The sequence below is a fragment of the Candidatus Ryanbacteria bacterium CG10_big_fil_rev_8_21_14_0_10_43_42 genome (assembly GCA_002793915.1).
In the GTDB taxonomy this organism is placed as follows: domain Bacteria; phylum Patescibacteriota; class Minisyncoccia; order Ryanbacterales; family 2-02-FULL-48-12; genus 1-14-0-10-43-42.
The window spans coordinates 1-12,777 of record PFEF01000006.1 but is presented as its reverse complement, the minus strand read 5'-3'; the positions used below and the strand labels follow the sequence as shown (position 1 = coordinate 12,777).

10 protein-coding genes, 1 tRNA gene and 2 pseudogenes are annotated in these 12,777 nt (G+C 43.7%); 3 read left to right on the top strand and 10 right to left on the bottom strand.

The window, feature by feature from the left end; all coding sequences use genetic code 11:
• Positions 1-44: 44 nt before the first annotated feature.
• Positions 45-845, bottom strand: a complete 801-nt coding sequence (locus COU90_02460) for a hypothetical protein (GenBank protein ID PJE64289.1) — start codon at positions 843-845, stop codon at positions 45-47.
• A gap of 17 nt (positions 846-862) precedes the next feature.
• Here COU90_02460 and COU90_02455 point away from each other — a divergent pair, with 17 nt between their 5' ends.
• Entirely contained in the window at positions 863-1,057 is a 195-nt protein-coding gene (locus COU90_02455) for a DNA-binding protein (protein PJE64288.1), read from the top strand.
• A 2-nt stretch (positions 1,058-1,059) separates the two neighbouring features.
• A pseudogene (locus COU90_02450) lies at positions 1,060-1,332 on the top strand (restriction endonuclease).
• Positions 1,333-1,636: 304 nt separating this feature from the next.
• Here COU90_02450 and COU90_02445 read toward each other — a convergent pair.
• From COU90_02445 to COU90_02415, 7 genes and pseudogenes are all read right to left on the bottom strand, one after another.
• Entirely contained in the window at positions 1,637-1,915 is a 279-nt protein-coding gene (locus COU90_02445) for a hypothetical protein (protein PJE64287.1), read from the bottom strand.
• A gap of 28 nt (positions 1,916-1,943) precedes the next feature.
• Positions 1,944-2,015, bottom strand: a tRNA-Asn gene (locus tag COU90_02440).
• 218 nt (positions 2,016-2,233) lie between these two features.
• Positions 2,234-2,521 (bottom strand): hypothetical protein, encoded by a 288-nt coding sequence (locus tag COU90_02435; GenBank protein PJE64286.1) that lies wholly within the window; start codon positions 2,519-2,521, stop codon positions 2,234-2,236.
• Positions 2,522-2,656: 135 nt separating this feature from the next.
• Complete coding sequence (locus COU90_02430; GenBank protein PJE64285.1) at positions 2,657-3,112, bottom strand: EVE domain-containing protein; 456 nt, start codon at positions 3,110-3,112, stop codon at positions 2,657-2,659.
• A gap of 62 nt (positions 3,113-3,174) precedes the next feature.
• Positions 3,175-4,461, bottom strand: a complete 1,287-nt coding sequence (locus tag COU90_02425; protein PJE64484.1) for an RNA polymerase sigma factor RpoD — start codon at positions 4,459-4,461, stop codon at positions 3,175-3,177.
• A 201-nt stretch (positions 4,462-4,662) separates the two neighbouring features.
• Positions 4,663-6,459, bottom strand: a complete 1,797-nt coding sequence (locus COU90_02420) for a DNA primase (protein ID PJE64284.1) — start codon at positions 6,457-6,459, stop codon at positions 4,663-4,665.
• A gap of 889 nt (positions 6,460-7,348) precedes the next feature.
• Positions 7,349-8,611: pseudogene (locus COU90_02415) on the bottom strand (hypothetical protein).
• A gap of 57 nt (positions 8,612-8,668) precedes the next feature.
• Between COU90_02415 and COU90_02410 the strand changes: the two are divergent.
• Positions 8,669-9,004: a hypothetical protein gene (locus tag COU90_02410; GenBank protein ID PJE64283.1), complete on the top strand. Its 336-nt coding sequence runs from the start codon at positions 8,669-8,671 to the stop codon at positions 9,002-9,004.
• Positions 9,005-9,022: 18 nt separating this feature from the next.
• Here the strand turns inward: COU90_02410 and COU90_02405 are convergent, their stop codons facing one another.
• Positions 9,023-11,938 (bottom strand): hypothetical protein, encoded by a 2,916-nt coding sequence (locus COU90_02405; GenBank protein ID PJE64282.1) that lies wholly within the window; start codon positions 11,936-11,938, stop codon positions 9,023-9,025.
• A complete protein-coding gene (locus COU90_02400) occupies positions 11,913-12,542 on the bottom strand; it encodes a hypothetical protein (GenBank protein ID PJE64281.1) in 630 nt (209 codons plus the stop codon). Before COU90_02400 ends, COU90_02405 begins: the two co-directional genes overlap by 26 nt.
• Positions 12,543-12,777 lie beyond the last annotated feature (235 nt).

The following is a 12,777-nucleotide window of genomic DNA, read 5'->3' as shown; positions in this document are numbered from 1 at the left end:
ACAAATCTACATTGTAATATACAAAAATGTAGACATGGAAAATCTTATTGAATAGAAATATGCAGATTCTGAAGAAAAGGTACCTGACACCTATTTTCATCCCCATCTTTCTTTTTCCGTTCCTCTAGGAAAGTTATGCAATCATCACTAGAACCAAGATGACTCACATTATTTCGCCCAGTCAAACCGATCGACATAGAAAAAGGGACGTTGTAGAAACGCAACGAATGCTTGTAGGCGTTATACTCTCCTCTATCAGTAAAATCACGCGCAAATGATAAAAGTAGTTTCTGTATATTCTCCAAATTTTTCTTCCATCCTGCATCGTCAAGAGATGTTGGATAGACAAAATAGAACAACCATCGCAAAAAAGGAACCTCTATCTCCTTGCCTGAAACTTCAATTTGAATCTTTCTTGTAAAGATTTCAGAAGAAAATGTAAGCTTTTCTATTTTGTTGTAAGTATCAGAGTAAAACCCCGTACTTTTTTCATTAGAAAATGTGAGTGCGAGCCACAGGTTTCGATTATCCTGCTCTGTTAATGCAAAGATTATTTCAAACAGGGTCTCTGTCATCTGAAAGTATAGAAAGTGCAGCTCGGTTCGTATGACGCGCTTAAAAGTTTCTTCATCTGCGTCAATAATATTTTTAGTCAAATTGTTCCTAACATCATCAAATTCATCATGCGCATTCTTTAACAGCAGCATTCGATAGAGCCAATAATCGGGATCGTACATCTGATAAAATTCCTTTTGAAGTTTATCCAAATCATTCACGCTAAGAATTCTTTGATTGTTCTTTTCAGTACTCATAATTTTCTTATTATCCACCAAAAGATTTGCCATGTAAAGTATTGTCAAGTATGATGTATCATATGTCCGGTCCGGATAAGGAGTTTTATACAGCGCAAAACCTAGCCGATAAGCTCGGGGTCAATATCATGACCATCTATCGCTATATCAAAGCTGGTCGGTTGAAAGCGTATAAAATAGGTAAGGAGTTTCGAATTGAGAAAAAAGAGTTTCAGAGATTCCTCGATAGCACCAAAACCAAATAGATATGGCAGACAAAAACCTATCAGAACGTGATATTTGCACGAAATACATAACCCCAGCACTTCAGAAAGCTGGTTGGGATTTAAATACTCAAATACGTGAGGAGGTTTCTTTTACCGCAGGACGCATCAATGTTCGCGGAAAGACAGTATCTCGAGGTTCTAAAAAAAGAGCCGATTACATTCTCTACTACAAAAATAACCTGCCAATTGCTGTAATTGAGGCGAAAGATGGCAACCATGCCCCGAGCGACGGCATCCAACAGGCTCTTGGCTACGGTAAACGGGGTCAGGGACGCTTTTTCAAGATCAAACGTATCAATTATTCGTATCATTTTTTCTCTGTCTCCTACACAAAACCATCACAAAAACATTCGTCTTTTTTACAGCGCATTACTTCACATTGTACACATTTTTCTCCAACCTGATGATCTTGATGAATTAAATGCCAATGTTTTTCACATCCACATTTTTTACATAAATCATTTACCATAGCTCCGCGGGTAGGATGGTTCGACACGCCCCTCGACAGGCTCGGGACTTACTCACCATACTACATTACTCACAGAGCTTCGTCATAGCTCATGTGCTTTTGCTTAGCTTTTGTAATAATTCCTTATCACCGTTGATGAGCGCTTTCTTTTTTGCAACAGACCACTTTTTTAACTGCAATTCTCTTCGTTCTGCTTGAGATCTGGTACTATAGTTTTCTGAATATACGAGTTCTATATCAGAAAACTTTTTAGTCCAAAAAGATTCCTTTTTCTGATGTTGTGTTAGTCTCCTCTTAAGATTATCAGTCATGCCAATATAAAAAGTTTTCTGGTCGCAAAAAAGAATGTATATATACCATAATTTCATATGCAAAAGCACTGAGCTTGTCGAAGTGCTCCGCGGGTAGGATTCGAACCTACGACCAAGCGATTAACAGTCGCCCGCTCTACCACTGAGCTACCGCGGAATATATTTTGTTTTTAACTTATGCAGCAGTTCATACAGATACTAAAGGCGGTCGACTGCACACTATCGTGTGGGTCGCCCTTGAAAGCAATCCCATTGCTTTCAAGTACCACTGAGCTACCGCGGAATATATTGTTTTATTTTGTGAACCTCCTATGCTCTACCACCTTTAAGCTAGTCCCCACTAGCTTAAAGTACCTCGGAATATATAAGGGAAACCTATCCCTTGTTTTTATAACAATCCAAACATTTAAGGTTACCGGTATCGCGAGGCTCAAACGGAAGCTTAGTAATACTACCCCCGCAACCACTACACGTCCAATTTCCCTCATGCATAGTGCGTTCTCCCTGGGGAGCCGATCCGGATCGGTTATTCATATAACAATCCCTGCACTTTAAATTACCTGTCTCCCGTGGCTGAAACGGAAGCTGTGTTATGGGCGCATTACAACCACTGCAATTCCATTCCCCGCTAAACATAGGTTTATCATTTGTTTGCTCATCCATAGAATTTAGAATTTATACGTTTTCGGTATATCTTGCTGTTGCCTTCGGCGCGCGTAAATGCGCACATTTCGCAGGAAAATACCTATCAACGCTTACTATAATATAGACACATGATACAAAAAACGACGGGTAATTTCAAGATGCCATTGCAAGGATACGCATTGCGTGCTTTTCCTCTACCGGCATCACCGAAAGACGCATACCACGACGCGCCACAAGCATATCTTTCACAGCAGATGTGTTTTTAATTTCTTCCAAACTAATAGTGCGTGAAAACTTTTTACAAAACATTATATCTACCCCGTACCATGCGGGATTATCTTTTTTTGATTTCGGATCATAATGATGATCCATTTTATCGAATGCCGTTTGGTCAGGATATGCTTCGGACGTAACTTCCGCAAGCCCGACAATACCGGACGGATCGGCATTTGAGTGGTAGAAGAATATTCTATCCCCAATATGCATATCGTCCCGCATAAAATTACGTGCCTGATAATTACGTACACCGTCCCAGAATGTTTTTGTGTCCCGGGCGAGATCGTCTATGGAGTATGACCGCGGTTCACTTTTAAACAGCCAGTAGTTCATATTGATGACTAATCATGTTTTAAGGCATGTATAAATACTGGCTTGTTTCAAAAAATATGCTTCTAATTCCCTTGGTAGCCATCAAGCTTGCGAGAGCTTCCGTGCTGACGTATTTTCTCGAAACTTTTTGCTTCAATCTGACGAATGCGCTCACGCGTTACGCCAAACTCTTTTCCCACCTCCTCAAGCGTATGAGTGATACCATCATCAAGCCCAAATCGCATTTTTAGAATTCTTTGTTCCCGCGGCGTGAGATCATCCAAAATGGCACGCAATTGATCACGTAAAATACGGCGATCTACTTCCTGTGCGGGAGTGAGCATGCGTTCGTCTTCAATAAATTCGCCCAACGTGGAAGAATCATCGGCATCATCCTCTCCCACCGGTGCTTCGAGAGAAACCGTATCTTGCGAAATTTCCATAATGTGGTGGATTTTTTCCACCTCGAGCCCCATTTCCGAAGCAACTTCTTCCGGTAAGGGATCTCTACCCAGATCCTGCAAAAGACGCCGACGTATTTGCTGATACTTTGATATGGTTTCTATCATGTGTACAGGAATACGGATCGTGCGCGCCTGATCTGCCAGCGCACGCGTAATCGCCTGACGAATCCACCACGTTGCATAGGTGGAAAACTTATACCCTTTATGCCAGTCAAATTTTTCAACCGCACGGAATAATCCCAGGTTTCCTTCCTGAATAAGGTCCAGCAAAGAAAGATTAGCACTTCGTCCCACGTATCGCTTTGCAATACTCACAACAAGTCGTAAATTCGCCTGCACAAGCATTTGCTTGGCTTCTTCCTCCCCCTTCTCCACGCGCTTTGCCAAATCCCGCTCTTTTTCCGCCGTAAGAAGCGATATTTTTCCGATCTCTTTTAAATACATTTGCACGGAATCGGAAGAAATATGTTCCACCTCATTTTTAAGATATCTGTCGTCTTTTCCTTTTCCTCCTTTAGATCCTTTTCCCTCCTTTCCTTCTTTTTTTGCGGGAACATCTTCCGTTCCAACATCGATAAATCCTTTTTCTTCCAAAACATCTACATTGGAAACTTCAAGACGATTGTATAAATCCTCCAGAAGAATAATATTTTGCTCGATGCGGGGGAATGCCTGCAATATTTCGCCATAGGTAATAAATCCGCGCGTACGACCGCGTTCAAGTATCTCTTGTATCTTTGCTTCATTGATTTTTATCTTCTCTTTGGAAAGAATTTTTACCGGTGTTTTCTTCTTTACAGATCGGCCTTTTCGCTTATTAGCCGAACGGGTATTTTTTGCCGTTTTTTTGGAAACCTGATGTTTTGTTTTCTTGACTGCCGTTTTCTTAGACGCCTTTTTTTCCATGTTCTTTTTTCGAACAACCGTTTTTTTATTCTTTACCGGCACTGCTTTCTTTTTGGATGAACGTGTTGATTTCTTTACCGTCTTTTTTTTATTGCGTCCACCGGCGGACGACGCATTTTTTTTACCTTTTTTGGAACCTTTTGTAGGCATTATGAATATGTTATGCAATAAGCAACAGGCAGTATGGAGAAAAAATTATAATTATAAACTTGTAAGCTGTTTTGATAATGCCGTAAATTCCTGTATAAGCACGGATACCTGTTGGGTATTTCCGGCGCCCTCCGCACGGCGGATATCCCCTTCTATTTTTTCAAGATGTTTTTTTAATGCCTCTCTTCGAAGCGCTTCCATACATGAGGTAACTTCCTCCGGTGCATTTTCTTTCGCTACGGCAAGCTCTGTTTCGAGCATATATTTATTTGCCATTGAACGAAGTTCGGGATCAAGAGATTCCAGAGATGCCTTACTGTCTTTTTGCTGACGATAGCTACGCAATATGACGCGCGCGGACTCTGTAGAAAATAAATCTTCCGTAACATCCACAGGAACGGCAAGTCCGTATGCGAGGAGCATCCCCAAAAGACGCTCTTCTAAAAGTTGGGCACGTCCCCGATAAGCCGGAACAACCGTTTCTTTTTCTTCCGCCTTTGACGTATGAGTCTGCGGTGTATTTTTAATGTTTTGCAAATCAGCCCATACCGCATCTTCACGCACCCCCAATCGGGATGCCACCACCGATACCCAATGCGCTTTTTCTACATGCTGGGGAATCCGCGCTATTAACGGAAGTACGGATTTGGAGATACCCTGCTTCCCGCCAATAGTCTCGGGATCATGTTTTGCGAGTGCTTTTTGTAGAAAAAAAGAAACAATGGTATCTGCCGCTTCCACTTGCGTAGTCCATACGGACACATCTTCCGCAATGAGATCAGCGGGATCCTTACTTCCGGGAATAGTGATTGCTCTTACATCAAAGCCCATTTCAAGAGCCAAGTCAATACTGCGCCGTGTTGCCGACTCGCCTGCTTCGTCCATGTCAAAAGCCGTTGAAATACGTTCTGATAAACGCTTTAATGCCTGCAGTTGATATTCGGTAAGCGCCGTTCCCGATACCGCCACTGTATACGCCGTTCCCGCTTGATGTGCCATAATAGCGTCCATATATCCTTCTACGAGAATACAATTATTTTCTTTTCTCATAGCTCCCTTCGCCTTATCAAATGCATAAAGCACCCTGCTTTTATCATACAATATGGTTTGCGGTGAATTAATATATTTAGCCGGCTCACGTTCTCCATTGGAAACGGATCCGCTTTCCATAGGGAAAATGCGTCCGCCAAAACCGATAATACGACTGTTGTAATCGGCAATCGGAAACATTATGCGATTACGAAATCTGTCATATAGGGATGTTGCGGATGCCGAACCGTTTTGTTCTCCTTTTTTTATTGCAAGACCCGCTTTTATGAGCTCATCGGGTGTGTATCCTTTTTTTATTGCTTGCTCGGTAAACGCGCGCCATCCGTTTGATACCGGCAATGCATATCCTATCTGAAATGACGCGATGGTTTCCTGTGCCACGCCTCGTTTTCGCAAATATGTTACCACTTCCGGATAATGTGCAAGATTACCGGTATACCATGCCGCGGCCTCTTCCAGTAAAGAAAAGAGTCGCGCGCGCTCGGAACGCTCTTTTGGATTTTCCGTCCGAAGTTCAACGCCCGCTTTTCGCGCCAAAATTTCAAGTGCTTCCTTAAAATCCACTCCTTCCATATCCATAACGAAAGAAAATTGATCTCCTCCCTTTCCGCACCCAAAACAATGCCACGAATCGCGCGCGGGAGATACGAAAAATGAAGGGGACTTCTCCGCATGAAATGGGCATACACCCTTTAAATTAGCGCCCGCGCGCACAATTTTAATATACGAACCAACAACGTCGGCCGTGGAGAGGCGGGATTTTATTTGTTCAACAGGGGTCATCGGCAAAGCATCCATTCGCCAACCAGCGAATGAAATTTTAATTTATTATACGAATTTATTATACCATATGAACAAAAAGCAAGAAAAAACCACAAGTAATCTATGGTTTTTTCTTTTGCCTGTAAATGTAGTGGAGCTAAAACGCCACTACCCGCACATTGTCCACATTAGCATCTTCCGACGAGTTGGACATTTTTCCCCGAAAACGAATTTGAAGACCAGAGATGTTATTTACTTCTATAGATTTAGCGTGCCACACATCTTCCGCATCCACATTCCCGCGGAGACGCGCTTTTTCCTGCCAGCTTGATCCGCCATCAAACGACACATCCATCGCGAGATATTCATTTGTATCCAACCTGCTTTCAATAAGCCAATCAAACGTAATGGTTGCATTAGTGCGTCCCTGCAAATTAATAGGAACAGATATAAGAGCGGCATCCGTTGCGCGTCCGTCCACTTCCGCGCTCACATTTCCGTCTGTTGCGCGCTGAGTGGAACGAAACCAATCATTCTGACTACCTTCTGTCCACAGTCCATTCCATGTACTAACTTCGAAAGAATCTTCAAATACCATCACATCTCCGTCCGACGGTGGCTCCACTACGGGATCCGTTACGGTAACCGTTATTGTATCTGAATCAGAAAGCCCTTCGGCGTCCTCTACGGTAAGTGTTGCCGTATAGGTACCCGCCGATAGATACGCGTGTCCTACTACATCTCCCGAGGTCGATACGCCATCTCCGAATGTCCAATCATACGAAACAATGCCCACATCATCATACGATGCCGATCCGTCGAATGTACCAACCACTCCGGTTTCCAAGGAACGTACCGCTGTGCCAGCATCCGCTACGGGTGCCTGATTTTCCGGCGAGGGTGGTGGCGGAGGAGGCGTTCCTTCCGTATACAAAAGCGCCGAACGTGCATTTAAAAGTCCCCAACCATAAGTATTGTCGCGTCCGGGAACACCTATATCATCTGCACTAGATTCAAGAGCGGTGCGTACATCGTCCGGTGTTGTTGCGTTTCCGTTTGCAATTACCAAAGCTGCCACACCGGCAACATGAGGTGTTGCCATGGAAGTTCCCTGGTAAAAGTAATAGCCGAAACTGCGTACATTTGATCCAAATGTCTGCTGAAGAATACCGTCCCCATAGCCGTCTCCGTTTTGATCCACGGATACATCTCCGCCGGGAGCCACGATATCCAAAGACGATCCGTAATTAGAATATGGTGCCCGCGTTTCATCAAAACGCGTAGCTCCCACTGCAATAACATAATCATCATATGCCGCCGGATATAAAACACCATTCACACCATTGTTCCCTGCGGCGGCAACGATAGTAACACCCTTTTCATACGCATACTTAACGGCATCGTACATTACCTGGGATGATGATGATCCGCCAAGTGAAAGATTAATAACATGAGCACCGTTATCTGCCGCAAAACGGATACCGTCCGCAATATCAGCATATGTGCCGGATCCCTGCGCGTTTAATACTTTTACCGGCATGACAGATGCATGAAAGGCAACGCCCGCAACACCGGAACTATTATTCGTGGTTCCCGCAAGCGTACCGGTAACATGCGTACCATGCCCTTCGTTATCGTTCGGATGAGTATCGTTCCCCACAAAATCGTACCCGGGGACAAACACTGTTCCGGAAAGATCCGGCGCACGGCGGTATATGCTGTAATCTTCATACGCAACACCGGTGTCGATTACCGCAATGATAACATCGGATCCGGTGGATGTGTCCCATGCGTCCTGCATATGAATACCGCCATAAGAAGAATTATCAAAATTCCATTGATAGGGATTATAGTACGAATCATTTGGAACAAACTGCGCATACGCTATGTAATTCGGCTCGGCATAAAGCACATCATTGCGTCCGTTATATAATGCGAGCATTTCTTCCACTGTACTTCCCACCGGAACAGCCAGACGCTCAAAATGATCCGATCCACGACGTTGCACCAAAATTTCAGAATCGGCAAATGTACGCGATTCCCGCGGCAGACGCGGTGAGCGTGTAAGTAATTCATCGGGAAGAACCCGCGGTGACCGCGGTAGACGCTCCAACGCACTCACGGGCATACCTGCGCCTATAAGAAATAATGACAAGAATATGAGAGGTAATAGTTTTATGTACTTCATATAAAAAGTATATCACATATGCGCATAACACAAAAAACTTGACCTTTTTAATTTTTTATTTTAAAATTTTATTGGTTTATTCTTTGTAACGTTAAAGGAGTGTATGTGGTCCTCCTAACGGTTTCTGTTGGAAAACCTATTACTGTGGGAAATGATATTATCCTGAAAATAATTTCTAAAAGAAGTAATGCCATACTATGTTCGATATCCATTTCCCGATGGACGCATCAGTCATGGGTTGCCTTAGGAAGCAAGGAGTACATTACAGACAATATTTATATACGTCCATTATCTACAGAAAAAAATGAAGTACGAATGGGTATAAAGGCTCCTGCGGAAAAAAATATAAGAAGACAACACAGCCGCAAAAAAGATAGAAAAAACCGCCGGTAACTGCCGACGGTTATTTTTTTACCTGCTGTATTTTTTACGATCAAGAAGAAGGTATCCTCCCAACGTCAAAATCATTATCAGTATCCAGAAAAACGAGAACTCCGAACCCACTATAAACGGCAGTCCCGCGGAAAGATTTTTCTTCCACCATGGATCGCTTTTTGTGGTACGCATAAATGCTTCATTCAAAAGATCGTCTTCCATATTTACGGCAGACTGAATCAGTGTAGGATTACCCGCCGTAAATGAATCGTGTACTTCCGAGGGTTTTACGGCAACTTCTTGGTTTGTTGCATCATGCAAAGCAGAATACTGTGACTGTTGTTCTTCTTCTATCTCTTCTGTTAATTCTTCTCCGGCATTATCCCCTACCACCAATGAACCACCAACGCCAAACTCTTCGTTATTTACATCGTCAGAATCGCCCGCCTGTACGATTGAAGTATTTGCGGGGGGCTCCGGCGCATCGCCAACTTCCACGGTTACCAACGCATGCCCGGAATGATCAACGAAATTTCCATTTTCGTCATGCCAGTATGCAATGGCAAAATTGGTATACGTCCCCGCCGGTGTTGTACTGGCAAATTCAACAACATAATTTATTTTAATGGCACCTTCTCCCTGTTCGTCCGGATATACCGTATCTAAATTCCAGCCATTTTTACTTATCACATCGCCGTCTTCGTTTTTAATTTCATCTTCCACCACCACGTTATAGGCGTAATCTGATCCACGATTTGAAACCGTTATTTCATATTCAACTTCGTCTCCCGGCATCACAATGCCTTCACCAATTCTCTTTTTTGCAATTTCAAGACGGGCATACATGTTATCATATCCCACATTTGTAGACGGTGCCGGATGTTCTATGGTCTGCACAAGCATATCGCAGTTGTCAGAATTATTCGCATCGTCCTCGTGTAATGTAGCACAGCTTTTATTTGTCATTGCGGTAGATCCGTATCCCGCAGAACCATCCGCTTCGGCAGTATAAGTAAATGCTCCTGATGCTCCCGGATTCATATAATCAAGATGATATGTAATGGTCCGGCGCTCTCTATCAACAACACCTCCGCCGGCGTTTGTTATGCGCATACCATCCGCGTATGTACTTGAAATATCTACGTCCGTAGCGTACGCATCTCCGTTATTTCGATAGGTAAGCGTATAAGAAGATTCCGACGTTGGCGTTAATACTGATGGCGCCGTGGCACTTACACCAAGCCACAAATCGGGTCGTCCGAACGCGAGATCCCCGTTCCATCCGCCAAAAATATTTACAATGGCAAGGAGCCAATTTTGTCCTATTACGTTCGTATTTACGAGATTTACTATATTGGACGCCGCATAGGCATTTCCCGTTTGGATAGAGGCGTTGTTTCCGTTTGCCGTATTATTACCGGTGGATGCCGAAACACTCACGTTATTTCGAACAACAGCGGTATTATTATTTGTAACATCAACCGATCCTCCGGCGCCAAGAGTGGATGGTGTAGAAGCCGCCGCACCGGAACTCATGCCGTTTATGATAAATCCATCCTCCATACCAATAATCCGAAGACCGCTCGGTAAACTGAATATCTGTCCTGACCATCTTCCACCCGTTCGCACATACAGGAGCATCATATTATTTCCAAAGAGGTTTGTGTTCGCAATTGTCATGAGGTTTGATGATGCATACGCGTTTCCGGTTGTTATATGCGCACCCGTATTTCCGCTTGCCGTATTACTTCCCGTATCGGCCGTTGTCGTTGCGTTGTTTCCTATATCGGCATCATTTTCATTCGATACAGAGATCGATCCGGATGCACCTCCTCCGCACACATCACATACCTGCTCGTCATCGGCAAAGAAATTAGGCGGTAATACAAGATCTCCCTCCCACGATCCGAATGCGTTCATTATAAATGCCAGGTAATCAGAGTTAATGACATTCGTATTGACGACGTTTACAATATTTGAAGCGGCAAATGCATCACCCGTGGCAATACTTGCAGATCCGTCCGTTGATGATGCCGTATTTGATCCCGTGTCTGCCGAAACGGATACGTTATTTGTCACCTGGGCGTTATTAGTGTTTCTCACCATCATATTGGTAAGGAAACAAAGGAAGCTACACGTTGCGCCATCATCAAACGATAAGCTGATGTCGCCATATGCGTTGCCAAACAAATTGAGAAGCTGAAAATATCCCTCCGAATTCACAAAGTTACTGTTTACAAGATTCGTTATGTTTGCATAGGCGGACGCCGTACCGGTGCTTACCACCGCATTCCCCGCATTTGATTCAGCCGTATTTGATCCCGTACCGGCATTACCGCCTGCATTCGTGACAACCGCGGCATTATTTTCATTTTCGGAGCTGAAAACACCTTCTTCTTCCTCATCCTCCAACGTCAAATCATCGGCATTTGTTGATGATGCCGTTTGATTATTCTCCGGAACTATACTTGGTGTTGTTGTACCGGTATCCTCTTCGTCTGTCGGCAACACGTCAGGCGTTGTCGTACTCGTTGGGCTTTCCTGACCCGTTATGACAGTCTCCGATGTTGATGATGCCGTATTACCGTCAGTTTCCGTATTATGTTCCGTCACATCCGATTGATCGATTACCGAACCTTCATCCGTATTATCCTCGGAACTTTCCGTATCTTCTTCCTGCGACTCTTCCGATGCATGCTCCTGATTTGTCGTATTTGTATTTACTTCACTTACAACATCCGTACCGGAAACAGCATCACCCGTTTCTATTATCGTATCTTCGGGTATCTCCGCCGTCTGTTCCGTTTCCGTAAGTTCTTCTGCAGGAAGCACGTCTTCAGCATATACAGTGGAAATCGGATATCCGGCACTAAGAAAAATCATACTTATGGAAAGTATAAAGCTGACAATATTCCGCGCCGGCATATTATCGATTAAATAGTGAGAAAACATATGAAAATAATGATGTTAATGCTTGTATAATTCCCCTCCTTGATTGTCGCCTTTCCGTATCTTTTATTTTTGTAATTGATGCATCTTCCGCTTTGGTACTGCTTGCCATTTCGGTATCCCCATTCATGCGTTTTTCCGCCTCCTCCTTCTCTGATTTTTCATCTTCGCGAACGGTATGCTCGGCATCTTCTGATATACCGCCGTCTGTTTTTATGTGAATAATAGTGTCTGCATTTCCCGACGTCTCTTCGTGTTTTGTTATGGATTCCGTATCGTCCGTCACAGATACATCAATTATTGTTTTACTTGTACCTGTTCCGTTCACATGCGTTTCTACATGTACATCCGCAGAGGCAGATCCCGTTATGACCGTGCCTCCATTCGCTCCGTTTGAACCATTTGCAGAATTACCGCCGGTTGACGCATGATTTTCTATCACTGTTTCCACTACCGCTCCTTCCTCTTCAGTGTTCCACTCATCCGAAAATGATCCGCCAAGCATATTATCCAGGAATGCACTCCCATCGAAAAAGGCATCCGCGGTATGCACCACCGTGCCAACCAAGACATATAGAAAAACTATGACACCTATAATGCAATTCATTGTTTTAAAAAACTGTTATCCCCCATCCGAGACCTCTTTCTATGATAAATACTTATCTGGAAAGAGATCTCAAAAGGAGGCCTGATAGATGATTTTGCCAATCAACTATCAGATACTCCATCAAATCCGTTTCTGGATTACCGTCCAATCCGTGTTACGTTCCGGTTTACTTTGTTGAGTACGGAAGACACAGATACTGCGTCTCCGGTGCTTACAAATCCGCCGGTAGGAACTT